Below are 25,382 nucleotides of genomic sequence, written 5' to 3'. Positions count from 1 at the left end.
TCCGATGGCGGTAGTTGCGGTGCTCACTTTTTGCCTCCGGGTGTTTCGGCGTCGTCGAGTTTGACGGCACGCAGATAGACGAACAAGGGAATCGCGATCAGGATCAGCGAGATGAACGCCATGGCCGCGCTGAGCCCGAACCGGAAGCTCTGGAAGCTGGTGACGTAGGTGAGGATCGGGAGCAGTTCCACATCGGACGGAGCAGGTACCCCGAACAGGACGAACGGCAAGGTGAAGTTGTTGATGTGGTGCAGCATGCCGATCAGGAATGCCAAGGAGAGCGGACCCTTCAGGTAAGGGAACACCACGTAGCGGAGCTTGTTCCACCACAGGGCGCCGTCAAGGGCCGAGGCCTCGTGGACCTCATGGTCCACGGACTGGAGCCCGGACAAAGCCAGCAGGTAGACAAACGGCCACGACGCCCAGATCTGGACAAGGATGAGCGTCCAATACGACTGGGGCCCGTTGAGCCACAGTCCGGGGTCGATGCCCACCGAATGCAGCATGGAGTCGATGACGCTGCCCGGCTGGAACATGGTCCGCCACACCGTCGCCACCACGAAGGAAGGGAGGACGTAGGGGATCAGGAAGATGGAACGGATCACTGCCCGGCCCTTGAACGCGTTCTGGGTGGCGACTGCCCCGGCGATGCCGAGCGGGATAGTGACCACCATGGCGAGCAAGGAGTAGCTGACGCTGAGCCAGATGGCGTGCAGCAAAGGCGATGCGGTCAGCGCTTCGACGAAGTTCTGGACTCCGATGAACGGAGCGCTGACCCACTTGCGCAGCGAATACTGGTCCAGGTCCAGCCCCGACATGAAGATTCCGAGCAGGAGCGGCACCACGATGATGATTGTCATCAGCAGGCCGCCTGGAATCAGCATCCACATGGGGCGGTTGCGTTCGCTCAGCCCCTTGCGGCGCCGGGAAGTGTCATTCGGTGACTGCGGGTCCGGCTTGGCAGCGCGGGACGACTTGCGGCGCGTGGACTTGCCCGCAGTCAGTGAATCGGTGGACATGTCAGTTCCTACTTACTTTGATGCCCGGTCAAGTGAGGCCTGGCCCTTGGTTTGTGCGTCCTTGAGGCGCGTCTGGAGGCTCGAGTCGTCCACGGAACCCTTGGAGAGATCAGGGATCGACTGGACCACTACGTTGACGAGGGCCAACTGGATGTCGCCCCAAGCGCCGGTGAAGGGCGTTGCCTTGGACTTGGCGGCGGTATCGGCAACCGGTTGGAGTATCGGGTTATTCAGAGACTTCAGCGCCTCGGCATTGGCGGGCAGATCTCCGAAGATCTTCTGGTAGTTCAGCTGCTCGTCCTTGGACGTGATGAGGTTGATGTAAGCGAAGGCCAGGTCCTTTTGCTTCGAGTAATCGGCGACAACCACGTTGTCACCGGAGAGGATGCTCGCCGCATTCGCGGCGTCGCCCTGCGGAGACGTCTGGCCCGGGGCCGTCGTCGGCATGGCCGTGTAAGCGTACTTACCGGCGACAGCGGACTTCTCAAGCGTCGGGACGGAACTCGAGGTCGTCATCATCAGATAACCGGCCTTGCCACTCGCAAATGCCGCCAGGGCGTTGCTGTTACTCCAGCCAACAGACGCCGGATCGACAACTTTGTCTTTGGTGAGCCATCCGAAGTACGTTTCGTAAGCCTTCTTGACCGTCGGGTCGTCGAGCTTGAGAGTCTTGCCGTCCACGAGCGGGTTGCCTGCCTGGACAGACATGGCCCAGATGAATTTCCACGGATCAAAGTTGTCCTTGTACCCGGTAGCGAGCCCAAAAGTTCCGGTGGCCGGGTTGGTCATCTTCTTGGCCTGGGCTGCGAGCTCGTCCCAGCTGGTGGCGGGCTTATCGATCCCCGCCGCCTTCAGGATGTCCTTGTTGTAGGCCATCACGAACGGCCGGCTGACGAACGGAATCCCCGCTTGGTGCTGGGCGTCCGGGCCGGAGATGCCCAGGGCTGCCTGGTTGAACCGGTCCTTACCGCCCACCTTCTTCCAGTCGTCATCGGACAAGGTCACAAAGGCCTTGGTTGCATAGGCCGTGGGGGTGAAGGTGGTACCGAGGCTATAGACGTCCGGGCCTTGACCCGACACCACGGAGGTCTGGATCCGTGTGAGTTCGTCATTTCCCGACGCGAACGTTTCGAATTCGACGTCGGCACCGGTCTGTGCCTTGAACTTGGCGGCAATATCCGTGAACCACTGCTTCTGCTGTGCCGGATAGTTTGCGTTGGAGTTGACCAGGACGCTCAGCTTCTTGCCCTTCCCGTCGACGGGCCCGACGCTCCCCCCGGAGCTGGTGCTTCCGCCTCCACAGGCGGTCAGAGCTAGGGCGGCTGTTACGACAACAGCGGCAAATTTGGCGGACGATGCAAACTTCATTGTTTTCCTCCCTGGAGACCCGATGGCCTCATTGGCGTGGTGCGCGTCACATCGGGTGATTTCTCCGAGTCTAGGGAAGCGCAACAGCGATGACAAGCGATTGCCAAAAATTGTCATCGGTGCTGCAATTGTGGGACAAGTCACTCGTTGAAGAGCGGCTGCGGCAGATGAGGAACACCTAGGCGATGGCAGAACTCCAGCTCCAGTCACCAGGCAGGCAGCCCACTATCCGCGATGTGGCGGAGCTTGCGGGAGTGGCAACATCAACAGTCTCGAGGGCCCTGAGCAATCCCGGCCGAGTGAACCGGGTAACGCGCGAGCGGATCGAAGAAGCGGCCGCGCAACTGAATTACATTCCAAGCTCCCAGGCCCGCGGGCTCAGCTCCGGACGCACCCAGACAGTTGCCGTCCTGGTTCCGGACATCACCAATCCGTTCTACTTCGACATCATCCGTGGGACGCAGCACCAGTTGAAGGCCGCCGGCTACACGCAATTGCTCGTAGACACCGAGGAATCAGCGGAGATGGAAGCAGATGCCCTGCAGAAAATGCGCCGCTCGGCAGACGGATTCATTCTTGCCGCGTCCCGCCTGACGGATGCGCAGCTGGCCGAGGCGGCGGCACAGCAGCCTTTGGTCACCATCAACCGGGCTCCGGCTATAGCACCCACCGTGGTGATCGATACGCCGTCGGCCATCATCCAGGCGCTGGAACATCTGGTCTCGCTGGGGCACACACGTATTTGCTTCGTTGGAGGCCCGGCCACGTCCTGGTCCAATGCCAAGCGGTGGCAGGCATTCCAGGACGAAACCACCGAGCGGAAGCTGACCACGTTCAGCGTGGGGCCGTTCGCGCCCAAGACCACCTCCGGAGCGGCCGCAGCGGACGCCGCAGTGCACACTGGGGCCACTGCGTGCATCGTCTTCAACGACCTGCTGGCCATCGGAATGCTGCAGCGCCTGCGCGAACGCGGTATTCGGGTGCCCGATGACATGAGCATTGTGGGCTGCGACGACATCTTCGGAGCCGATTTCTGCAACCCTCCCCTGACCACCATGGCGTCGCCCATTGAACAGGCGGGGCGAGTGGCCGTCTCCATGCTGTTGTCCAGGCTCAATCCCCAATATGGCGGCACCAGCCGTCGCCTGGCGGTCATGCCCACGCACCTCACGGTCCGGGCATCGACGGGCACCGCGCCGTCGTAATCCCCACCGACGCTCGCTCACTTATAGTGCGTTTTGGCGCGACCCTCGCTCACATCATCTGAGCGAGCGTTCCTCGATTAGCGCCCATATCTGAGCGAGCGATCGTCGAAGTAGCTCAGGGGGTGGTGACAAACAGCCCGGACACACGACGGCGGAGCCCCTCCCAGGACGCTCGCTCACTTATAGTGCGTTTTGGCGCGACCCTCGCTCACATCATGAGCGAGCGTTCCTCGATTAGCGCCCATATCTGAGCGAGCGTTCCTCGATTGGCGTGACACTTGAGGTGACACAGTTGAGTGTTTCAAGTACTGGTTACTAGTGTTGGGGACATGCGCACACTCCAGGCCACGATCATTGCGGAAATGGGCGTCCAGCCCCGGATCGACCCTGCCGAGGAGGTCCGCAAACGCGTCACGTTCCTGAAGGAATACCTCAAGGCCACACACACCAAGGGCTTTGTCCTGGGCATTTCCGGCGGACTCGACTCTTCCCTTGCCGGCCGGCTTGCCCAGCTGGCCGTCCAAGAGCTTGAGGCCGAGGGCGTCGAGGCGAACTTCGTGGCCGTCCGACTCCCTTACGGCACCCAGCACGATGAGGACGACGCCCAGGCCGCGCTCGACTTCATCCAGGCCAAGACCGAATGGACATTCAACATCTCGCGCGCAGTGGACGGTTTCGAGGATGAGTTCGAAAAGACCACGGGCGCGCGCATCTCGGATTTCCACAAGGGAAACACGAAGGCCCGGGCCCGCATGACCGCCCAGTACGCCCTCGCCGGCGAGCACAACTACCTGGTGATCGGCACGGACCATGGAGCCGAATCCGTCACCGGGTTCTTCACCAAGTTCGGCGACGGCGGCGCGGACATCCTGCCGCTCTTCGGCCTCAACAAACGGCAGAACCGTGCACTCCTCGCCGAGCTGGGCGCCCCGTCCCGCATTTGGGACAAGGTCCCCACGGCCGACCTCCTGGACGGCACGCCCGGCCGCACCGACGAGGACGAGCTCGGCATCAAGTACGACCAGATCGACGACTACCTCGAAGGCCGCGACGTCTCCGACGAGGTCGCGGAGACCATCGAACAGAAGTACCTGCGCACGCGGCACAAGCGCACCGTTCCGGTCACGATTTTCGACACGTGGTGGAAATAGCAATCGCCTGAACCGGCCCGCCGCCGTCACGCCGAGCGACTTTTTGCAGCGCACGACGGCGGTCTGCCGCGCCGTAGCGGGGGGCGCCGCCGTCGTCATTCCACAAAAGCCTGCCCAGCGTGACGGGACGCAGCACCGCACGGCTGCCTCTTCCAAACCCTTGGATGTCCTAGTATATTGCAGGTGAGGCGGATCACACGGGCAGCCCCTTCCCGGTCCGCGTTTACCCATTCCACGCAGGGCGAAAGGCAGACAATGACAGTCACCGACGACTTCCGTGCAGCCCGCGACCGGCTCCTTGAGCTGCGCACCGACTACTCCCGCGCACACAGCGAATTCCAGTGGCCCCGCTTCAGCGAGTTCAACTTCGCGCTCGACTGGTTCGACCAGATCGCAGCCAATCCAGCCACGGCCAACAACCCTGCGCTCGTCATCGTCGAGCAGGACGGTAGCTCCACCCGCCGCAGCTTCGCCGAGCTCTCCGCACGGTCCTCGCAGCTCGCCAACTGGCTCCGAGCCAAGGGCGTCCGTCGGGGAGACCGCATGATCATCATGCTCGGCAACCAGGTGGAACTGTGGGAACTCATGCTCGCCGGGATCAAACTCGGTGTGGTCCTGATCCCCACCACCACGCTCATGGGCCCACGCGACATCGCGGATCGCGTGGAACGCGGCGGCGCCCGCTGGGCCGCCGTCGGAAGCGCCAATATCGCCAAGTTCGCCGAGGTCCCGGGCGATTACACCCTCATTGAAGTGGGCGACGGCCAGACCCCCGGTGCCCTTCAGTATGTCGAATCGGGTTCCGCAGAGACGACGTTCGTCCCGGACGCCCCCACCGTCGCCGACGAAACCATGCTCCTCTACTTCACCTCGGGCACTACGTCGCGGGCGAAGCTGGTGGAGCACACCCACACCTCGTATCCGGTCGGGCACCTCTCGACGATGTATTGGATCGGCCTGGAGCCTGGAGACGTCCACCTCAACGTGGCGTCCCCCGGTTGGGCCAAGCACGCGTGGTCCAACGTTTTCACGCCCTGGATCGCCGAGGCCTGCGTCTTCGTCTACAACTACGACCGCTTCGATGCCAAGGCCCTCATGGAACAGATGGGCCGCGAAGGAGTCACGAGTTTCTGCGCCCCGCCCACAGTATGGCGCATGCTCATCCAGGCCGACCTGACCCTGCTCAAAACCCCGCCCACCAAGGTGGTTTCAGCGGGCGAACCGCTCAACGCCGAGGTGATCGGGCAGGTGGAGAGGGCCTGGGGCCAAACCATCCGCGACGGCTTCGGCCAGACAGAGTCAACAGTCCAGGTCGCGAACACTCCGGGGCAGCCGGTCAAGACAGGCTCGATGGGACGGCCGCTGCCGGGCTACGACGTGGTGCTCGTTGACCCTACCACTGGCGAAGAGGCCGACGACGGCGAGCTGTGCTTGCGCCTGGACCCCCGCCCCGTGGGGCTCATGAAGTCCTACTTCGGCGACCCGGAAAAGACGGCCGAGGCCTTCCGCGACGGTTATTACCACACGGGCGACATGGCCAGCCGGGACGGGAACGGCGTCATTACCTACGTGGGCCGCGGGGACGATGTCTTCAAGTCATCGGACTACCGCTTGTCCCCTTTCGAACTCGAAAGCGTCCTGATCGAACACCCCGCGGTGGCGGAGGCCGCCGTCGTGCCCTCTCCGGATCCGGTGAAGCTTTCGGTGCCCAAAGCGTTCGTGGTGCTCGCCGCCGGCTACGAGCCCGGCCCGGCTGTGGCGGAGGACATCCTCAGATACTGCCGGCAGCATTTGGCGCCATTCAAGCGCATCCGGCGGCTCGAATTCGGCGAACTGCCCAAGACGATTTCCGGCAAGATCAGGCGCGTCGAACTTCGGGGCACGGAGGTGGCCCGCCATGGCGATGGTCCGCTGCCGGCCGGCCTGGGTGTGGAGTACACCGAGGACGAGTTCCCGAGTCTGAAAGAATAGGCAGCCAAGCAATGTCAGGAGGTACCGTGGGCAGCCCACTCCCCCGCGACCCCATCGCCGACGCCCAGCGAAACTGGGAACGCCACGGCTGGGGCGACGTCGCCGCGCCCATGGCGGCCATCACCGCGATCATGCGTACGCAGCAGATCCTTTTGGCGCGGATCGAGGGCGTCTTGAAACCATTCGGCCTGACCTTCGCGCGCTACGAGCTCCTGGCGCTACTGAGTTTCGCCCGCAGCGGCGCGTTGCCCATGAACAAGGCCAGCGCGCTGCTCCAGGTGCATCCGACGTCGGTGACCAACGCCGTCGACCGTCTGGAAAAGGCAGCCCTCGTGGTCCGCTCCCCGCACCCCACTGACGGGCGCACCACGCTGATCGAACTCACCGCGGAGGGCCGCACCCTCGCGAAGCGCGCGACGACGGCACTCAACAACGAGGTGTTCGGCCAGTCCGGTTTCGGGGACGAAGACGTCGAGCACCTGATCCGCGTGCTGGGAGACTTCCGCAAGGCGGCGGGCGACTTCACGGACTGACCCCCTGACCACATTGCGAGATACGCATATCAAATAATGAGACTGATGCATAGCATTGAGCCATGAAGAGTGCAGCGATAGAACCCTTTGTCGACATCGAATGGTTATCTCAAAACCGTCGCCGCGTGGTGCTGGCCGATGTGCGCTGGTACCTCGACGGGCGCTCGGGCCGGGCGGCGTACGACGGCGGGCACATCCCCGGTGCCGTTTTTGTCGACCTGGATCGATGGCTCTCGGCTGAGGGATCGCCTCTCAAGGGAAGAAACCCGCTCCCCCCGCCGGAAGATTTTGCCCTTGGGATGCGGGAAGTGGGAATCAGCGACGACGACATCGTGGTGGCATACGACGACGCCGGCGGAGTCATCGCCGCACGCTTGGTTTGGATGCTGCGCGCCACAGGCCACAGCTCCGCTCTGCTGGATGGCGGGTTGGCGAACTATGAAGGGCCCTTGGAAACCGAACATCCTTCGAGGCCCGCAGGTGATTTCACCGCACAACCGTGGCCCAGGAACCGCCTGGCGGAGATCCACGAGCTCTCGATCGAATCAAACCTCGCCGTGGACGCACGCAACCGCGACCGATTCGAGGGCAGGCAGGACCCCATCGATCCAAGGCCCGGGCATGTGCCCGGCGCGCGGAACGTCCCGTGCAGGGAGAACCTGGGCCCCGCCGGGAAATTGCGCAGCAAGGCCGAGTTGCTGGGCATCTTCGCCACGGCGGGCATCACATCGGCCGAGAACGTGATCAGCTATTGCGGGTCCGGGGTGACGGCCTGCCACAATCTTTTGGCCCTGGAGCACACCGGCCTCGGACACGGGCGGCTCTTCACTGGCGGATGGTCCCAATACGGCCACGCGCTCGAATACCCGGTCGAGCTCGGGACTAGCGGTGCTTGAACTCCGGCTGGCGCTTCTCGGTGAACGCGGCCATGCCTTCCTTTTGGTCCTCGGTGGCAAACAATGAGTGGAAGATCCGACGCTCGAACAGGACACCCTGGGAGAGGCCGGTTTCGAAGGCTGCGTTGACGGCTTCCTTGGCCACCATGGCAACCGGTCTGGACTTGGACGCGATCACTTTGGCGGCCTCCAGGGCCTCCTCCACCACGGATGCGGCCGGCACGACGCGGGAAACGAGTCCCGCCCGCTCGGCTTCATTGGCGTCCATGAACCGCCCGGTGAGGATCATGTCCATCGCTTTGGCCTTGCCCACGGCATGGGTCAGCCGCTGCGAACCGCCCATGCCCGGAATGACGCCGAGGTTGATTTCCGGCTGGCCGAACTTGGCGTTGTCGCCGGCAATGATGAAATCGCACATCATGGCAAGTTCGCAGCCCCCGCCGAGGGCGAAACCGGACACCGCGGCAATCACGGGAATGCGCAGGCGCGTGAGGTTTTCCCAGGCGCGGAACCAGTCGGCGGCGTACATTTCCATGTACCCCTTGGTTGCCATCTCCTTGATGTCGGCGCCGGCCGCGAAGGCCTTCTCCGAGCCGGTGATCACCACGGCGCCCACCCCGGGATCCGCATCCATGTCCGACACGGCGGCCACGATCTCATTCATGGTGGCCTGGTTCAACGCGTTGAGCGCCTTCGGCCGGTTCAGGGTCACCAGGCCTACCCGTCCACGGAGTTCCACCAGGATGTTTTCGTACTGCTGCGCCAAGCCGTGCCCCTTTTGTCGGTTGCTCAGTTGTGTCGGTTGCCCACGTTGTGGGCCCCCGGAAATGACCTACCCGCCAAGGCTACTTGGCGGACTTGTCCCGGATGTCCGTGATGATGCCGGAGAAGTCGCGCCCGGCTCCGCCTTCGGCGGCGAAAGCGTCGTAAATCCTCGAGGCGAGGTGTCCCATTTGCCCGTCCACTCCGGTGCTCTCAAGCGCGTTGACCGCGAGCCGCAGGTCCTTGGCCATGAGCGCTCCGGCGAATCCGGGCTGGTAGTCGCGGTTGGCCGGGCTCGTGGGAACCGGTCCGGGAACCGGGCAGTTAGTGGTCAGCGCCCAGCACTGCCCCGAGGCGTTGGAGGCGACGTCGAACAACGCCTGGTGAGTGAGGCCCAGCTTCTCGCCCAGCACGAACGCCTCGCTGACGGCAATCATGGAAACGCCCAGGATCATGTTGTTGCAGACTTTGGCGGCCTGCCCGGCTCCGTGGTCGCCGCAGTGCACGATCCTCCGGCCCATGAGCTCCAGGATCGGCTTCACCGTTTCGAAGTCCTCGGGCAGTGCCCCCACCATGAAGGTCAGGGTCCCGGCTTCGGCACCCACCACGCCTCCGGAAACCGGCGCGTCCACGGAGCGGTGGCCAGCCTCCAGCGCAATGGCTGCTGCCTCGCGTGCCTCGTCTACGTTGATCGTGGAGCAGTCGAGGAACAGCGTGTCCGGGGCCGCTACCGAGAGCAGGCCCGGCGCTCCGTCCACTCCCCGGTAGGCGTCCAGGACGTGCTTGCCGCTGGGCAACATGGTCAGGACAACGGAGGCCCCCGCGACCGCTTCCGGAGCGGAATCCACCGTGGCAATACCGTGTTCACGCGCCGCCTCGAGTGCTGCCGGCACGGGATCGTACGCGACGACGTGATGCCCTGCTTTGACAAGGTTCACGGCCATCGGGCCGCCCATGTGGCCAAGGCCGAGGAAAGCGATGGTGCCGGAAACTGCGTCAGACATGGTCGGACTCCTTTGAATGAAGTTTGAGTTCACGATCGCCGAGCGGCGCGAAGAAACCCTCGACGGCGGCCGGCGACACCTCCGCCAGGGAAGCCGGCTTCCATTGCGGGTTGCGGTCCTTGTCCACCACCTGGGCACGGATCCCCTCGCGAAAATCAGGCCCGGCCAGGCACCGCACGCCAACGCGGTATTCCTGCTCCAAGGCCTCGTCGAGGGAGAGCCCCTTGACCCGCCGCAGCGATTCCAGGGTGACTTTCACGGCTGTAGGCGACTTTGCCCCGATCGTCTCGGCGGCTGAAGCGGCTTCCCCGCCGGCGTTGCGCAGCCTCGCGACGATTTCCTCGGCGTCATCCGAAGCGTAGGCGTCGTCGATCCACTTCCGCTGGCCGGACAGCGCCGAGGCCGGCGGGTCCTGCACGAAGCGCCCGACGGCGGCCTCCGCCGTCGAGCTTTCCAGCGCTTCCGCGAGCGCGGGCAGGCTTTCGGACGGGACGAAGTGGTCCGCGAGCCCCAGGAACAAGGCGTCAACTCCGCTTAAATGGGCACCCGTGAGGGCGGCGTGGGTACCGGACTCCCCCGGCGAGCGGGAGAGCAGAAGGGTCCCGCCGACGTCGGGCACAAAACCAATGGTGGTTTCCGGCATGCCCGTGCGGGTCCTCTCTGTGACCACACGGACTGAGCCATGGGCCGATATCCCGACCCCGCCGCCGAGGACCAGTCCATCCATGAAGGCCACGTAGGGCTTCGGGTACCGGGCAATGAGTGAGTTCAAGCGGTATTCCGCAGCCCAGAAATCCGCGGTCCGGTCTCCGCGGCGCAGGATGTCGTCGTAGATCGCCACGATGTCCCCACCCGCGCATAGTCCGCGGTCCCCGGCGCCGTGCACCAGAACGGTCTTGACGGCGTCGTCCTCCGCCCACGCGGTGAGCTGCTCCAGCATGGCGTGCACCATGCCGGCGTTGAGGGCGTTGACGGCCTGTGGCCGGTTCAGGGTGATGACGCCGAGGTGGCCGCGCTTCTCGAACAGGACCTCGGCCATCAGCTGCCGGCCGGCATCACGAAGCTGGCGCCCTGGCGGATGCCGGAGGGCCAACGGGTGGTGACCGTCTTGGTCTTGGTGTAGAAGCGGAACGCGTCCGCGCCGTGCTGGTTGAGGTCGCCGAAGCCCGAGGCCTTCCATCCGCCGAAGGTGTAGTAGGCAATCGGGACGGGAATGGGAACGTTGATGCCCACCATGCCCACTTCGACGCGGCTCGCGAAGTCGCGGGCAGCGTCGCCGTCGCGGGTGAAGATCGCGACGCCGTTGCCGAACTCGTGCTCGGAGCAGAGCCGCAGCGCTTCTTCGTAGTCGGCTGCGCGGAGGACGCTCAGGACCGGGCCGAAGATCTCCTCCTTGTAGATGGACATGTCCTTCGTGACGTTGTCGAAGAGGGTGGGGCCCACCCAGAAACCTCCGGCGTAGCCGTCCACCTTCAGGTCGCGCCCATCGGTGACGAGCGTGGCACCCTGGTCGACGCCGGCCTGGATGTACCCCTCGATACGGTGTTTCGCCGAGGCGGCCACGACAGGTCCGAAGTCCGAATCCGCAGCCAGGCTGGGGCCCACCTTCAGGCCCTTGATGCGGTCCTGCAGCTTCGAGACGAGCTGGTCCGCCGTCTCCTGGCCAACCGGCACGGCCACCGAAATCGCCATACAACGCTCGCCGGCGGAACCGAAGCCGGCACCGATGAGGGCATCCGCTGCCATGTCGAGATCGGCGTCGGGCATGATCACCATGTGGTTCTTGGCGCCGCCGAAACACTGGGCGCGCTTCCCGTGGGCCGCCGCGGTGGCGTAAATGTACTGGGCAATCGGCGTGGAACCGACGAATCCGATAGCCTTCACCCGCGGATCCTCGAGGAGGGTATCCACGGCTTCCTTGTCACCGTTGATGACGTTGAAGACGCCGTCCGGCAACCCCGCCTCGGTAAAGAGCTCGGCCAGGCGCAGCGGCACCGAAGGGTCGCGCTCCGAAGGCTTGAGGATGAAGGCGTTGCCGGCCGCCAGCGCCGGGCCGGACTTCCAGAGCGGAATCATGGCCGGGAAGTTGAAAGGCGTGATGCCCGCGACGACGCCGAGCGGCTGGCGCAGCGAGTGGACGTCGATGCCGGTGCCGGCGTTGTCCGAGAATTCGCCCTTGAGCAGGTGCGGTGCCCCGGCGGCGAACTCCACCACCTCGATGCCGCGCTGGATATCACCCTTGGCGTCGGGGAAGGTCTTGCCGTGCTCGGACGAAAGGAGCGTGGCGAGTTCGTCCATGTGCTCGTTGACCAAGTCCACGAACTTCAGCAGGATCCGGCCGCGGCGCTGCGGGTTCATGGCGCCCCATTCGAGCTGGCCTTTCTCCGCGCTCGCAATGGCGTTCCTGACCTCATCAGCACTTGCCAGGGGAAGCCGAGCCTGGACCTCGCCGGTACAAGGATTGTAGACATCGCCAAAGCGCGTGGAGGTGCCATCGACCCTCTGGCCGTCAATGTAGTGGGAAAGTTCGCGCACCATGGAATGCTCCTTTGCATAGGGGGAATGCCCGCCATCGGCCTCGAAAGCGCATGTCCAACTGCGCTCCCGGACGTCTTTGATCCCGAATATACTCGGACTTCCTACTAATTTCTAGAGGACGTCAGCTCGTGCCCAGGTGGCCTGGCTCAACGAGGAAGCGAGCCGTAGGCATCCAGGGCCTCCCGCCGCGAGGCCTTAAGGTCCACCACCGGCTCCGGATAGTCCGCCGTGGACAGCTCAGGGATCCACTGGCCAACGTATCTGCCATCGGGATCGAATTTCGCTGCCTGGGTCTCCGGATTGAAGATCCTGAAGAAAGGCGAGGCGTCCGCGCCGGAACCGGCTACCCACTGCCAGTTCGCAGGATTGGACGCAGGATCGGCATCCACCAAGGTGTCCCAGAACCATTGCTCGCCCACTTGCCAATGGATGCCCAGGTTCTTCACCAGGAGGCTGGCGGAAACCATGCGGACCCGGTTGTGCATCCATCCCGTGTGCCACAATTGCCGCTGGCCGGCGTCCACCATGGGGAACCCGGTGCGGCCCTCCTGCCATGCGCGAAGGAGGTCGGCGGCCTCCGTGACTTCCCCAAGCGGGCCTGCACCCTGACCAACCGGCCAAGCCCACGGGTAGTGGTCGAAACCGGGCCGCAAATTGGCCGTTGCCAGGTCCGGATGATGGAAGTATTGGTGCCAGCAGAATTCACGCCAACCGAGTTCCGAGGCGAAAACGGCCGCACCGTCGCCCGGTTCCCGGCGCCGGCCCTGCTGGGCATGCCACACCTCGAACGGGCTGAGCTGTCCCCACCGCAAGAAGGGCGACAACCGGCTGCTGCCCGGCAGGTCCGGCCGATCCCGGTTCACCGAATAGTCCGCCAGCCCGTGCTCCAGGAAGTCATCAAGTAGCTCATGCGCCTGGGCCGAACCCGGCTGCCAGCTTTCGGCCAGTCCGGCAGACCAGTCGGGGTTCCGCGGCAACAATCCCCAAGAGTCCAATTCCTCGGATTCGGGGAGCTGGCCGGAGAATCCGCGGCCGGGTTCCGGAGCCTCCAGCGGTTCACGGAAATCCAAGCCGGACACAGCCCGCCAAAAGGGCGTGAAGACCTTGAACGGCCCCCCTTGCTTCGTGGTGACGGCCCACGGTTCATGCAGCAACGATGCCTGGAAACTCTCCGAGTGCATTCCGGACTCGCGCGCCCAGGCCTTGATGCCGGCGTCGAGCGTTCGCTCTGCCTCGCCGTAACGGCGGTTCCAGTACAGCGATCCGGAACCCATCGCCGTCGCGGTCTGCCGGACGATCTCCGCCGCCCGTCCGCGGCGCAGCAAGAGCGGCACGCCCAGGGCGGCGAGGTCTTCGCGAAGGGCAAGCAGGGAATGATGCAGCCACCATCGGGAGGCTCCGCCAAGCGGCCTGATGCCCGGCGATTCCTCGTCGAGTACATAGAGCGCGACGGCGGCGCCGTCCTCGGCTGCCGCCCGCAGCGCCGGGTTGTCCGTGGCCCGGAGGTCGTCCCGGAACCACACGATCGACGGCTTCACTATTTCCCCTCGGATTTCGCGCAAAGGCCATGCCCCCTAGGACGAATCCTAAGGGGCATGATCTGTGTTGAGATTTACTTAGGCATCAGGACGGAGTCAACCAGGTACACCGTGGCGTTGGCAGTGTGGACGCCGCCGCAGATCACGGCGGAACCTCCGTCAACCTTGAGTGCGTCCTTGGTTCCCGTAACGGTCACGGAGTCGCCCTCAACCGTCTTGTGGGTTCCCACGATCTGGTCCGGGGTCAGCTGGCCGGGGATGACGTGGTAGGTGAGGATCTTGCTCAATGTAGCGTCGTCGGTCTTGAGGCCGTCGATGGTGGCGGCGGGGATCTTGGCGAAAGCGCTGTCCACGGGAGCGAAGACAGTGAACTGGCTGCCATTAAGCGTGTCCACCAGGTTGACCTTGGGGTTCAGCTTGCCGGACACAGCGGCCGTGAGGGTCTTGAGCAACGGGTTGTTGGAAGCGGCCACGGCTACGGGGTCGAGCGCCATGCCGGCAACGGAACCTGCACCGCTGGGAACCTGGGAGGCGTAAGCTGCACAGCCCGGGCCAACCAGGTCTTTGCTCGGGTCCATCGCGGCACTTGCCGACGCTGAGGGGGTCGCTGCCATGGTGGACGACGGGCTCGGAGCCGCCGATGAGGGTGAAGCCGTGGTAGCGGAGCCGCCACATGCAGTGAGGCCCAGCAGGGCGGAAGCGGCGAGGCCGGCGATCGCAAAAGACGTGCGCTTTGTAGCAAGCATGACATTTCTCCTTCAAACGGACTGACATTCGGTGCCGGTTGATTCCGGCGTGAAAGCACTTCACCCTTGCGGGCTAAGTCCTTATGCCAGCTATTCGGAGGTGCGGGCCACAGGGATGGGTGAGTTTCAAAACTTAATTTGAAAGGGGTTAAGCGGAGCTCATGCGGTGGGCTTCTTCCATGAGCAACTTGCCGAGGAATTCCTGGCGTTCAGGACGGAACCGCGGTTCGATCCCTGTGAGGGACAGAGCGCCGATGGGCCGGCCCAGCTGGTCGAAGACGGCGGCGGCCATCCCCCAACTGCCCTCCAGCACCAAACCGGGATTCACCGAGTACCCGGCCATCCGGGTCTGCTCAAGGTTCCGGCGCACCACGCTCTCAGTGTGGCCAGCGGCGAAGTCCCCGGCGTGCCGTTCCCAGCCGGACAAGATCGTTTCCTGCTCCTCGTCCGCCAGGAAGGCCATGATCGCTGTGCCCGCCGACGCGACGCCGAGCGGGAACCTGACGCCCTCGTGCAAGACGAATGACCGCACCGGGAAGCTGCCTTCCTCGCGAAGCACGCACACGGTTTCGTGGCCACGACGGATCGAATAGAAGGCGCTTTCGCCGCTCTCCTCGGCGAGGCGGCGGAGGCTGGGCCGCGCCAGGTCCTCAACCGGGAACCGGGCCGCCGCCACCGAGCCCAGGAGGAAGATCTCCGGCCCCAAGATCCAGTTACCGGTCCGCTGATCGTGGTCCAGCAGGCCTTCAGCGGCGAGGGACGCGAGCAAGCGGTGCACCGTGGGGCGGGTCAAGCCCGACTCGCGGACCAGGCCAGCGATGGACATGCCCTCCGGCTTGCGTCCCACGAGCCGGAGGAGCGCAGCGACCCGGCCTACCACTTGGGCGCCCTGGACCGGCTTGGTTTGCGGATGCTGAGTTGGCAACGCTACCCCTCTCCAAAGATTTCCTCCACAATGTGGACACTTCAAAGAGTAGCGTCCACACTGTGCAAGTTCAGCCTTGCTGGCCAAGGAACGCCGTTGACCCTCCGCGCAGAACCGCCATATGCTCCTTTTCAGACCGCCAACTCAGCCCAGTGTCCACAAAGTGGATAGCCGCTGGGCGACCCAACTCAAAGACGAGGACAACGCCATGGCCAAAATCCACCCCAGCGCCGCCGTTGCACTACAGGACGTCCTCCGCGACGGCCAGACGATCGCCGTCGGCGGCTTCGGCCTCAGCGGCATCCCCGCCGACCTGATCGACGCCGTCCGCGACTCGGGCGTCAAGGAGCTGACGGTGGTTTCCAACAACATGGGCATCGACGGCAAGGGGCTCGGCGTCCTCATCGAAGCCGGCCAGGTCCGCAAGGTCATCGCCTCGTACGTGGGCGAGAACAAGCTCTTCGCCGAGCAGTACCTCTCCGGCCAGCTTGAGGTCGAGTTCGCTCCGCAGGGCACGCTCGCCGAACGCCTCCGCGCCGGCGGGGCAGGCATCCCGGCTTTCTACACGCGGACCGGCGTCGGAACCCTGGTTGCCGAGGGCAAACCGCTCGAAGAGTTCGACGGCGTCACGTACGTCCGCGAGCGCGGGATCGTCGCCGACGTCGCGCTGGTCCACGCCCATACCGCGGACACGGACGGCAACCTGATCTACCGCTACACGGCCCGGAACTTCAACCCCGTGGTGGCGACGGCGGGAATCGTGACCATCGCCGAGGCCGAAGTGATCGTGGAGCCCGGCGAATTGGATCCGAACCACGTCGTGACACCCGGCGTCTACGTCCAACGGCTGGTCCAGGCGAGCGGCCGGCCCAAGGACATTGAGCAGCGTACCGTCCGGCCCCGCACTGATGCCCTGGCCGTCTGAACACCACCAAGCGAAGGAGTACCACCATGGCATGGACCCGCGACGAGATGGCCGCCATTGCGGCCCAGGAACTCAACGACGGCGATTACGTCAACCTCGGCATCGGCATTCCCACCCTCGTTGCCAACAACCTGCCCGACGGCGTACGGGTCGTGCTGCAGAGCGAGAACGGCCTCCTCGGGATGGGGCCTTTCCCCTACGAAGGCGAGGAAGACGCTGACCTCATCAACGCCGGTAAGCAGACCGTCACAGTCCTGCCCGGCGGCAGCATCTTCGACTCCGCGACGTCGTTCGGCATGATCCGCGGCGGACACGTCAAGGTTGCCATCCTCGGCGCCATGCAGGTTTCGGGCAACGGCGACCTCGCCAACTGGACCATTCCGGGAAAGATGGTCAAGGGCATGGGCGGCGCCATGGACCTGGTGGCCGGGACACCGCGCGTCGTGGTCCTCACCGAGCACAACGCCAAGGACGGGAGCGCCAAGATCGTCCGGGAATGCACCCTGCCGTTGACCGGCCTCCGGGTAGTGGACCGCATTGTCAGTGACCTCGCAGTGTTCGATTTGTTCAAGAACGACAACGACCATGGGCGGCAGCTGACGCTGACCCGCCTCGCGCCCGGGGTCACCGTCGAAGAGATCCAAAGCAAGACGGGGGCCGCGTTCACGGTCTCCTTGGAAGAAGCCGCCCTCGAAGGAGCCACAGCATGAGCCTGCAAAACCAGTTCGGCAAAGACGTCCTCCTCACCGGTTGGGGACACAGCAAGTTCGGCAAACTCACGGACGAGACGCTCGAGTCCCTGATCGTTCAGGTGTCCGCGGAGGCCATCCGGAACTCGGGCCTTGAGCCGCGGGACATCGATGAGATCTACCTCGGCCAGTTCAACTCGGGCATGCAGCCCCTGGGCTTCACGTCTTCCTTGGCCCTGCAGCTGTCCGAGGACCTCGCCAACGTGCCGGCTACCCGGACGGAGAACGCCTGCGCCTCCGGTTCCGCCGCATTCCAACAGGGCGTGAAATCCGTGCTTGCCGGGACGGCCCGCAACGTCCTGGTGATCGGTGCCGAAAAGATGACGGACGCCGGGGCCGACGTGGTGGGAGCCGCACTCCTTGGCGCGTCCTACGAGATGGCAGGCAAGGCCTCCACCACCGGCTTCACGGGGCTCTTCGCCGAGGTGGCCAAGCACTACGAGAAGCGCTACGGAGCGGGCCTGGGCGGAGCGGATCTCGGCGATATCCTTGGTTCCATCGCCGCCAAGAACCACCACAACGGCATGGACAACCCCTACGCGCAGATGCACCGGGACTTCGGCGAGGAGTTCTGCCGGACGGTTTCCGAGAAGAATCCCATGGTGGCCGAACCGCTCCGCCGCACCGACTGCTCCCCCGTGTCCGACGGCGCCGCAGCCGTCGTGCTCTCCCTCGGCCCGGCGTCGGGCGCTGCTACTGAACCGGTGCGGCTGGCGGGCTTCGGGCACGCAAACGGCTTCTTCCCGGCAGAACGCCGCGACCCTACGGAGTTCGCGGCCACGCGGGTGTCCTGGGCGCGCGCGCTGGGGATGGCCGGCGTCGGGATCGACGGGCTGGACTTCGCCGAAGTGCACGATTGCTTCACGATCGCCGAACTGATCATGTACGAGGCCATGGGACTGACGCCGAGGGGCGAAGGTTCCCGCGCGGTGCAGGAAGGCTGGGTCTACAAGGACGGCAAGCTGCCCATCAATGTGTCCGGCGGGCTCAAGGCCAAGGGCCACCCCGTGGGCGCTACCGGCGTGTCGCAGCACGTCATCGCGGCCATGCAGCTCACGGGAACCGCGGGCGCGATGCAACTGCCCAACGCCCGCCGCGGAGCCGTACAAAACATGGGCGGCGTAGGCATCGCGAACTACGTGAGCGTCCTAGAAGCAGTCTAGCCTCGGTATTTCACGGGGCGGCCACCCCAACTGACTCGCAGTTGTTGTCGTTTTCAGCCCGCATAACGACAACAACTGCGAGTCAGTTGGGCACCCGGAGGTGCAGGCGCGGCCCTACTTCGCCGCTAGCACCGCCGCACCAGCTGCCGCGCAGGCTTCGTCCAGGGCGCCGTCCGGCGCACCGCCGACGCCGATCCCCGCCACGGACACGCCGTTCACCTTGAGCGGCACTCCGCCGGGCAGGAAGAGGGTGCCCGGGAGGTCGGCGATCGACGGTCCGTTGCCGTTGATTCGCTTGGCGAGTTCGCTGGTGGGCGCACCGAAGGCGGCTGCGGTGTAGGCCTTCTGCTTGGCGGCCTCGATGGTGTGTTCGGCCGCATTGTCGCCGCGGAGCAAGGCTTGGACTGTCCCGAAGCGGTCCACGAGCGCAACCGTGACGAAAGGAAGCTTGTCGGCCTGGCACTTCGCCAAAGCGGCGTTGACTGCCTGGCTGGATGCACCGACGGTGATGCGGTTCTGGGGGACCACGTTTTCCGCGGAGGGACTGACGTCGACGGCGGCCGTCGCGGTTTTGGCCGCGGCGGGCGTCACGGCGTTCGCGACGGCGGTTGCCCCTCCGGTCAGGAGCAAGGCTCCAACGGCAGCGGCGGCAAAGATCTTGTTGGACTTCTTCATGGTGGTCCTCCGGGAGGTCGGCAACGGGTACAGTTCCATGCTTCCCGCAGGGCTCCCTCACCACATCCGGCGCTCGTCGTGCCCGGCCTCATCCCTTCCGGTCCCGGTATCAGCCAAAAGGCGGAGAGACCGGCGACCTGAACGCGCCTAGCATGGGAAGAATGCCGGAATCTCCGAACAGGACGGCCTCCCGTCCCGCTGCCTTCCGCCCCACCCGGGGCCCGATCGATGCAGTGGTCCACCTCAGCTTCGCGGTGCTCATGGTGGCATCCGGCGTGCGCTACGTCCTGCGGCACAGCCCGGCCGACAATCTCTGGACCGTGGCCCTGGCGGCCGCGGTCTGCGTTCTCTATGCAGTGGTGGCGGTGCTGGCCAAGCGGCGCCAACCGTGGCTGTTGTGGATGGTGGCGCTCGTGCTTGCCTGGGCCGCGCTGGTCATTGCCGCACCGAGTTTCGCTTGGTGCTCCTTCGCTTTGTTTTTCCTGTCCCGCGCTGCCTTCAGCGGCTGGATCGCCTATCTGGCCGCGGGTTTGACGGCAAGTGCCACGGCCATCGGGCTGTTCCGCCTCAGCGGCGACACCGACGTCGCCATGCTGCTCGGGCCCATCGCCGCAGCGGTTCTGCTCACGTTGATCTACGACCGCATTGAGGACGACGCCGCGCTGCAACGCCAACTCCACGCCGACGTGTCCCAAGCGCAGGAACGCCTGGCCGCGAGCGAACGCGCGGCCGGGATCGCCGCGGAGCGCGAACGTGTCTCGAGGGAAATCCACGACACCGTCACTCAAGGCCTTGCCAGCAGCCTGCTCCTGCTCGAAGCCGCGCAGCGCTCGTGGCCTGAAGAGGGCGCGAAAGCGGAAGTGCAGAAGGCCGGGACCCTCCTGCGGCAGAACCTGGCCGACACCCGCAGCCTGGTCCACGAACTTTCCGCCCCTGGCCTGGAGAGCGGACCGCTGCCCCAGGCCCTCGAACAGGCCGCCCGCCAATACCTCGACTCCGTGATCGTCCACGTCACCGGGGATCCCCGACCAGTACCGGCCGAAGTTCGCCACGCCCTGATGCGCGTGACGCAAAGCGCGGCGGCCAACATCAAGCTCCATGCCCAGGCTGAACAGGCCAGTTTAACCCTTGGATTCCTGCCCGGGGCGGTCACCCTGGACGTGTTCGACGACGGCCGCGGCTTTGATCCCGTTGCGGTACCTCCGCCGTCGGAAAAGGGCGGCTACGGTCTGCGTGCCATGCGCCAACGGGTGGAACAACTCGGCGGGGTATTTTCGGTGGAGAGCTCCCCCGGAGAGGGAACCGTCGTAGCCGCGCAACTGCCGCTGCCGGTTACAGAACCGGATCAAGCACACCAGTCGCCCATCAAGAAAGACGCCCCATGAACCCCATTTCGGTCCTGCTCGTCGATGACCATTTGGTGGTCCGCAGCGGACTCAAGGCGTTGCTCGGCACCCAGCCGGACATCACCGTCGTCGCCGAAGCCGCATCGGGCGAGGAAGCCCTCGTCATTGCGCAACAACACCCGGCCGACGTCGTCATGATGGACCTCGCCATGGGCCAGGGCATGGACGGAATCGAGGCGATCAAGCGATTGCTCCAAGCGAGCAAGCAGCAAGCGGTATTGGTGTTCACCACCTATGATTCCGATGCCGACATCGTGAGGGCCGTGGATGCAGGTGCCATGGGCTACGTGCTCAAGGACGCCGCGCCGGAGGAGATCTTCGCCGCGGTCCGGGGCGCGGCCCAAGGCAAGAGCGTCATGAGCGCGCCTGTGGCCAGCAAGCTGTTCCAGCAATTGCGCAACCCGGACGAGGTCCTCACCCCGCGGGAAGCCGAACTGCTCAGCCTCCTCATTCAAGGCCTCAGCAACCGCGAACTCGGCAAACGGCTATTCATCTCCGAGGCCACGGTCAAGACGCATTTGGCGCACATCTACGCCAAGCTCGGCGTCGAGACGCGGGCGGCGGCGATTGCGGTGGCCATCCGCCGCGAGGGGATGCGTTAAGAAAAAATGCGGGTGCCGGTGTCGATTTGGCCGGTCGCCATTCGTATAGGGGGTGACCGGGCCGCAGAGAGCGGTCCGCAGGAGCAAGGGAGCATGTCATGCGCCAGATAAATGCGACGTTGTCCATCACCCTCGACGGAGTCATCCAGGGCCTGGGCCGTCCGGACGAGGACACCCGCGGTGGCTTCACCCACGGTGGGTGGGGCGGCGGGTACAACGACGAGGTCATGGGCCGTGAGATGGGCAAGGGCATGGCGAAACCCGCGGACATGCTGTTCGGACACCGGACCTGGACCGATTTCATCACCGCCTGGGGCACCCGCGCCGACGACAACCCGTTCACCGTGTACATGAACGCGGCATCGAAGTACGTTGTGTCAAGGACGCTGGAGAACGCCGACGCCTGGCAGAACTCCATCCTGCTGTCCGGCGAGGCCGCAGAGACGGTGGCCAAGCTCAAGGCCGGGCCGGGCAACGATCTGACGATCATCGGCAGCGCGTCGCTGGTCCGCTCCCTGCACGCCGAAGGCCTCATCGACAACTTCACGCTGCTGATCCACCCGCTCACCCTGGGTACCGGGACGCGGCTGTTCGAAGGTCCAGCCCCGCTGACCGAGTTCGAACTCACCGGCTCCGTCACCACCACCAAGGGCGTGATCATCGCCCACTACACCCGCCGATAACGAAAGGGGTGGCCTCACGCGTGCCGGCCCATTCCCCAGCTACCGCGCCGGGTCTAAACTGACCCTATGTCCGACACCGCAGGTCGCAAGTTGTTTCAGCATTCAGGAACGGCGCTGATCTTCCGGGGAGCTTTGGCCCTTCTCTTGGCCTTCCTGGTCGCTTCCCTGCCGGTCGCCACGGTGTTTGCCCTCGTCTACGTGTTTGGCGTGTACGCCATGACCGACGGGCTCACCAACATGGCCCACTACTTCTACGATCCTGCACGGCACTCCCGCTGGAGCCTGATCGGCGGCTTCATCTCGGTCGCGACCGGCATCGTTGCCGTTTCGTGGCCGGGAATTACCGCCGCGGCACTAGGCGTCCTCATAGGAGCATGGGCCTTGGTCCTCGGGGTTTCGCAGATCATCCTTGCCATGGACACCAGGACGACGGTCAGGGCTTGGTGGATTTGGATGTTGACGGCGTTGGTCACAACTTTGTTTGGGCTCTTTGTGCTGGTCAATCCGGGCGCGGGATTCCTGGGCGTAGTGGCACTCCTCGCGACATACTCCGCGGTCAGCGGCGTTTTGTTGATCGCCTCCGGCATCAAGCTCCGCAGGCGCGCCTCCTCTTCGGTGATGCTCGCCCATTAGGCTTGCGGCAGCAATCTGCTGCGAGGGGATGCGCAAGGTCCCAAGTTCGGTAAGTTAGTGGCTGTGAAGATAGCTACCTGGAATGTAAATTCGCTCCGCGCACGTGCCGACCGCGTCGAGGCCTGGCTGCAGCGCAGTGACTGCGACGTCCTCGCCATGCAGGAAACCAAGTGCAAGGACGACAACTTCCCGTGGGAGCTCTTCGAGCGCATGGGCTACGAGGTTGCCCATTTCGGCCTGAGCCAATGGAACGGCGTCGCGATCGCCTCGCGCGTAGGGCTCGACGACGTCGAACGCACCTTTGTTGACCAGCCCGCCTTCGGAAAGACCGGCAAGGATCCTGTCCAGGAAGCCCGCGCCATTGCGGCAACGTGTGGCGGGGTACGGGTGTGGAGCCTGTACGTTCCCAACGGCCGATCCCTGGACGACGAACACATGCCGTACAAGCTCAAGTGGCTGGACACCCTGAAGGGCCACGCCGCCGGCTGGATCACGGAGAACCCCGAGACCCAGGTGGCGCTCATGGGCGACTGGAACATCGCGCCGCTTGACGAGGATGTCTGGGACATCGATTACTTCAGGGCGAACGCACTCACCCACGTCAGCGAACCCGAGCGCGAGGCCTTCCGGGCGTTCGAAACGGCCGGTTTCACCGACGTCGCCCGCGCCTACACACCAGGTCCCGGCGTCTACACCTACTGGGACTACACACAGCTGCGGTTCCCCAAGAAGGAGGGCATGCGCATCGACTTCGTCATGGCCTCCCCCGCGCTGGCCGCCCGCGTCACCGGGGCGTCGATCGACCGCGAGGAACGCAAAGGCAAGGGCGCCTCGGACCACGCTCCCGTGATCGTGGAGCTTACGGACTGAGTAGCAACAATGACGGAGGAGGCGGGCCCGCGATGAGCGGAAAGCTATACGGGAGCCAGGCAGGACTGCCCTTCTCTTCGGCGTTGCGCGTCTACGAACCGCTCGAAGCGTTCCCCGAGGACCAGCGGCAGCAGCTCGTGGCGAGCGGTACCCGCAGCGGCTCGCGGGCCGCCGTCGAAAATGCCGAGCTGCTCGCTTCCCTCGGACGGGTCACACGCAAGGGCGGGGACCCCTTCCCGACCGGGAGCACGGATCTGGTCCGCATCACACGGGTTCCTTCCGGAGACCGGAACGATCCCGACGCCGGGCGGCTGCTTTACTGCCCCAGCCAGCTGGTCATCCGGGCAGGATTGGCGGCCAATGCCCTCATGGAAGGTATCCACGGACCGCTCGCGGACCTGCTCATCCCCGTGGACCAGCGCGACCGGCACCAGGCTCGCATCGACCGCATCAACGCCAGTCATGACGCGAAGCGGGTGCACACGCGGGCCTCCACGTGGGGGATCCCCTTCAGCTGGTTCTCGCTGTTCCAGGAATCGGACCGCAAGGATGTCGTGGAATCCGGCGGCCGCATCCTGACGGTCAGGGTCTGGGCCTCGCTGACCGATGCTCTGGACCGGGCACGCTTCGCAGTAGCCAACCTCGCCCTTGCTGCCCCGGACCTGGACATGCTGGACGACCTCACCCAGCTCACCGAATGGCTCGAGTTGTTCCATGTGCAGTCAATGGTCGAGCTGGACTACGGTGCAGTGGCGGACAAGGTGTACCCGGACGAGTCGCCCATGGACGTCAGGCTCGGCATCGAATGCCTGGCCGAGGGAGACATGACGGGAGCGGCCGCGGCGTATCGCAGGCTGGCTTCCCGCTGGATCCCCATCAGGCAGTTGGCCCGGGCTTCCTAGCTTTTGGGGTTCCTAGCTTTCGGGCCGCGGCGGGGCGGTGGTTTCCCGCACGATCAGCCGGTGGGCTGCTTTCATTGACCGCACGGAACCTGTGGCCCCGGCCAATTCGTCCAACAGCATGCGCGTGCCCAATTGGCCTTGTTCCACGGGGTCCTGGGCTACGGTTGTCAGCCCCATGGCCTCGGCGAATTCATGGTTGTCGATGCCGATGATGGACAATTCTTCCGGTACGCGGACGCCACGACGGCGTGCCTGCAACATGGCCCCCATGGCCATTTCATCTGAGGCACAGAAGATCGCTGTCGGCTTGGGTCCAGGTTTGCTCCAGAGCTCGTCGAAGGCTTCCTGGCCACTGCCCACAGTGAAGTTTCCGAAGATGTCCCATTCCGGCGGCATCGAGAAGCCCGCGCTCGTCATGGCATCCGTGAAGCCGTCAACGCGCAGCCGCGGCACGGTGAAGTTCAGGTCGGAATCGTCCTGGCCGTGGAGCAGCGCGATCTCCCGATGCCCGAGGTTCAACAGATGCATGGTGGCTTCCACCGAGGCGGCGTAATCGTCGATCCCGATGCTGGGGCAATCCTCCACTGGACCGCCGACAATGACCAAGGGGATTTCGATCCTTTGGAGATCGGCAATTTCCTCAGGCGTCAGGGACATACAAAGGACCAGGAGCGCATCGATCTGCTTGTAGACCATCGTCTTGCTGAAGAGCCGTTCCCGCGCTCCGCGCTGGCCGCCCAAGTTGAACAGGGACAGGTTGTAACCACGGGCGTGGAGCTCACGGTCCACGCCCTCGATGGCCTTGAAGAAGAACCAACGGTCCACGTAGGGGGCCAGGACACCAATCGTCCTGGTACGTCCCGTGGCCAGTCCCGAAGCAGACGACGACGCCACATACCCAAGTTCTCCCGCGACCCTGAGGATCTTCTCCCGGGTAGCAGGAGATACCCGGGGAAGGCCGCGCACTGCGCGGGAAACGGTGGCGGTGGAAACGCCAGCGGCCTGTGCGACATCCTCAATGCTGGCTCCTGCGTGGCCGCCACGCTGGGACCGTTCACTCGTTTTCGCCACTCAAGCCCCCTCAAGGAATCCGTGCGGAAGCCGGGGGTTCCTTCCCA

At 64.8% G+C, this 25,382-nt stretch carries 25 protein-coding genes; 14 read left to right on the top strand and 11 right to left on the bottom strand.

Features of this window, described 5'->3' with window-relative positions; all coding sequences use genetic code 11:
- Positions 1–23: 23 nt before the first annotated feature.
- Positions 24–1,019 carry a carbohydrate ABC transporter permease gene (locus AC3WJU_RS02675; RefSeq protein WP_492259057.1) on the bottom strand — a complete coding sequence of 332 codons (996 nt, stop codon included), beginning with the start codon at positions 1,017–1,019 and terminating at the stop codon, positions 24–26.
- A gap of 12 nt (positions 1,020–1,031) precedes the next feature.
- The gene (locus AC3WJU_RS02670) at positions 1,032–2,387 is read right to left on the bottom strand and encodes an ABC transporter substrate-binding protein (protein WP_332602487.1); all 1,356 of its coding nucleotides are present in this window, start codon (positions 2,385–2,387) and stop codon (positions 1,032–1,034) included.
- 185 nt (positions 2,388–2,572) lie between these two features.
- On the opposite strand from AC3WJU_RS02670, the gene AC3WJU_RS02665 reads away from it, so the two are divergent.
- From AC3WJU_RS02665 to AC3WJU_RS02645, 5 genes are all read left to right on the top strand, one after another.
- Positions 2,573–3,592 (top strand): LacI family DNA-binding transcriptional regulator, encoded by a 1,020-nt coding sequence (locus AC3WJU_RS02665; protein WP_284988616.1) that lies wholly within the window; start codon positions 2,573–2,575, stop codon positions 3,590–3,592.
- A gap of 329 nt (positions 3,593–3,921) precedes the next feature.
- Complete coding sequence (nadE, locus tag AC3WJU_RS02660; RefSeq protein WP_059388495.1) at positions 3,922–4,743, top strand: NAD(+) synthase; 822 nt, start codon at positions 3,922–3,924, stop codon at positions 4,741–4,743.
- Positions 4,744–4,998: 255 nt separating this feature from the next.
- Positions 4,999–6,714 (top strand): AMP-binding protein, encoded by a 1,716-nt coding sequence (locus tag AC3WJU_RS02655; RefSeq protein WP_492259056.1) that lies wholly within the window; start codon positions 4,999–5,001, stop codon positions 6,712–6,714.
- 26 nt (positions 6,715–6,740) lie between these two features.
- Positions 6,741–7,247 carry a MarR family winged helix-turn-helix transcriptional regulator gene (locus AC3WJU_RS02650; RefSeq protein WP_306964104.1) on the top strand — a complete coding sequence of 169 codons (507 nt, stop codon included), beginning with the start codon at positions 6,741–6,743 and terminating at the stop codon, positions 7,245–7,247.
- Positions 7,248–7,309: 62 nt separating this feature from the next.
- Positions 7,310–8,143, top strand: coding sequence for a sulfurtransferase (locus tag AC3WJU_RS02645; RefSeq protein WP_492259055.1), 834 nt, complete (start codon positions 7,310–7,312; stop codon positions 8,141–8,143).
- Here AC3WJU_RS02645 and AC3WJU_RS02640 read toward each other — a convergent pair.
- From AC3WJU_RS02640 to AC3WJU_RS02610, 7 genes are all read right to left on the bottom strand, one after another.
- Positions 8,130–8,909 carry an enoyl-CoA hydratase gene (locus tag AC3WJU_RS02640; RefSeq protein ID WP_492259054.1) on the bottom strand — a complete coding sequence of 260 codons (780 nt, stop codon included), beginning with the start codon at positions 8,907–8,909 and terminating at the stop codon, positions 8,130–8,132. The two genes, AC3WJU_RS02645 and AC3WJU_RS02640, sit on opposite strands and share 14 nt — an antisense overlap.
- Positions 8,910–8,988: 79 nt before the next feature.
- Positions 8,989–9,909 (bottom strand): 3-hydroxyisobutyrate dehydrogenase, encoded by a 921-nt coding sequence (gene mmsB, locus AC3WJU_RS02635; protein ID WP_284764097.1) that lies wholly within the window; start codon positions 9,907–9,909, stop codon positions 8,989–8,991.
- The gene (locus AC3WJU_RS02630; RefSeq protein WP_492259053.1) at positions 9,902–10,948 is read right to left on the bottom strand and encodes an enoyl-CoA hydratase/isomerase family protein; all 1,047 of its coding nucleotides are present in this window, start codon (positions 10,946–10,948) and stop codon (positions 9,902–9,904) included. Before AC3WJU_RS02630 ends, mmsB begins: the two co-directional genes overlap by 8 nt.
- A complete protein-coding gene (locus AC3WJU_RS02625; protein WP_284991241.1) occupies positions 10,948–12,447 on the bottom strand; it encodes a CoA-acylating methylmalonate-semialdehyde dehydrogenase in 1,500 nt (499 codons plus the stop codon). Before AC3WJU_RS02625 ends, AC3WJU_RS02630 begins: the two co-directional genes overlap by 1 nt.
- A gap of 146 nt (positions 12,448–12,593) precedes the next feature.
- Positions 12,594–13,985 carry a cryptochrome/photolyase family protein gene (locus AC3WJU_RS02620; RefSeq protein WP_492259052.1) on the bottom strand — a complete coding sequence of 464 codons (1,392 nt, stop codon included), beginning with the start codon at positions 13,983–13,985 and terminating at the stop codon, positions 12,594–12,596.
- 74 nt (positions 13,986–14,059) lie between these two features.
- Entirely contained in the window at positions 14,060–14,731 is a 672-nt protein-coding gene (locus AC3WJU_RS02615) for a fasciclin domain-containing protein (RefSeq protein WP_059388488.1), read from the bottom strand.
- Between the two features lie 148 nt (positions 14,732–14,879).
- Positions 14,880–15,656: an IclR family transcriptional regulator gene (locus tag AC3WJU_RS02610; protein ID WP_284991239.1), complete on the bottom strand. Its 777-nt coding sequence runs from the start codon at positions 15,654–15,656 to the stop codon at positions 14,880–14,882.
- Between the two features lie 208 nt (positions 15,657–15,864).
- Here AC3WJU_RS02610 and AC3WJU_RS02605 point away from each other — a divergent pair, with 208 nt between their 5' ends.
- The 3 genes from AC3WJU_RS02605 to AC3WJU_RS02595 are packed head-to-tail and all read left to right on the top strand — an operon-like array spanning position 15,865 to position 18,493.
- Positions 15,865–16,581, top strand: coding sequence for a CoA transferase subunit A (locus AC3WJU_RS02605; RefSeq protein ID WP_284991248.1), 717 nt, complete (start codon positions 15,865–15,867; stop codon positions 16,579–16,581).
- Positions 16,582–16,607: 26 nt separating this feature from the next.
- On the top strand, positions 16,608–17,291 hold the full coding sequence (locus AC3WJU_RS02600) for a CoA transferase subunit B (RefSeq protein ID WP_307052890.1): 684 nt from the start codon (positions 16,608–16,610) through the stop codon (positions 17,289–17,291).
- On the top strand, positions 17,288–18,493 hold the full coding sequence (locus tag AC3WJU_RS02595) for an acetyl-CoA acetyltransferase (RefSeq protein ID WP_492259051.1): 1,206 nt from the start codon (positions 17,288–17,290) through the stop codon (positions 18,491–18,493). The genes AC3WJU_RS02600 and AC3WJU_RS02595 overlap by 4 nt, the downstream gene beginning before the upstream one ends.
- A 114-nt stretch (positions 18,494–18,607) precedes the next feature.
- Here AC3WJU_RS02595 and AC3WJU_RS02590 read toward each other — a convergent pair whose 3' ends face one another.
- Positions 18,608–19,168: a GlcG/HbpS family heme-binding protein gene (locus AC3WJU_RS02590; RefSeq protein WP_284991858.1), complete on the bottom strand. Its 561-nt coding sequence runs from the start codon at positions 19,166–19,168 to the stop codon at positions 18,608–18,610.
- Between the two features lie 161 nt (positions 19,169–19,329).
- Here AC3WJU_RS02590 and AC3WJU_RS02585 point away from each other — a divergent pair, with 161 nt between their 5' ends.
- The 6 genes from AC3WJU_RS02585 to AC3WJU_RS02560 all read left to right on the top strand — a co-directional run bounded on the left by AC3WJU_RS02585 (position 19,330) and on the right by AC3WJU_RS02560 (position 24,264).
- The gene (locus tag AC3WJU_RS02585; RefSeq protein ID WP_492259050.1) at positions 19,330–20,553 is read left to right on the top strand and encodes a sensor histidine kinase; all 1,224 of its coding nucleotides are present in this window, start codon (positions 19,330–19,332) and stop codon (positions 20,551–20,553) included.
- Positions 20,550–21,176 (top strand): response regulator, encoded by a 627-nt coding sequence (locus AC3WJU_RS02580; protein ID WP_306964083.1) that lies wholly within the window; start codon positions 20,550–20,552, stop codon positions 21,174–21,176. Before AC3WJU_RS02585 ends, AC3WJU_RS02580 begins: the two co-directional genes overlap by 4 nt.
- Before the next feature lie 98 nt (positions 21,177–21,274).
- Positions 21,275–21,859: a dihydrofolate reductase family protein gene (locus AC3WJU_RS02575; RefSeq protein ID WP_306964081.1), complete on the top strand. Its 585-nt coding sequence runs from the start codon at positions 21,275–21,277 to the stop codon at positions 21,857–21,859.
- A 66-nt stretch (positions 21,860–21,925) separates the two neighbouring features.
- Positions 21,926–22,492: an HdeD family acid-resistance protein gene (locus tag AC3WJU_RS02570; RefSeq protein WP_059388482.1), complete on the top strand. Its 567-nt coding sequence runs from the start codon at positions 21,926–21,928 to the stop codon at positions 22,490–22,492.
- 63 nt (positions 22,493–22,555) lie between these two features.
- Positions 22,556–23,362, top strand: a complete 807-nt coding sequence (locus AC3WJU_RS02565; protein ID WP_492259049.1) for an exodeoxyribonuclease III — start codon at positions 22,556–22,558, stop codon at positions 23,360–23,362.
- A gap of 32 nt (positions 23,363–23,394) precedes the next feature.
- Positions 23,395–24,264 (top strand): DUF8083 family protein, encoded by an 870-nt coding sequence (locus tag AC3WJU_RS02560; protein WP_284754665.1) that lies wholly within the window; start codon positions 23,395–23,397, stop codon positions 24,262–24,264.
- A 12-nt stretch (positions 24,265–24,276) separates the two neighbouring features.
- Here AC3WJU_RS02560 and AC3WJU_RS02555 read toward each other — a convergent pair whose 3' ends face one another.
- Positions 24,277–25,335: a LacI family DNA-binding transcriptional regulator gene (locus AC3WJU_RS02555; protein WP_307052896.1), complete on the bottom strand. Its 1,059-nt coding sequence runs from the start codon at positions 25,333–25,335 to the stop codon at positions 24,277–24,279.
- Positions 25,336–25,382: the final 47 nt, after the last annotated feature.

It is taken from the genome of Arthrobacter sp. FW306-1B-F12A, assembly GCF_058781865.1.
The sequence above is the reverse complement of the archived record's forward strand: the minus strand, read 5'-3'. Positions and strand labels throughout refer to the sequence as shown.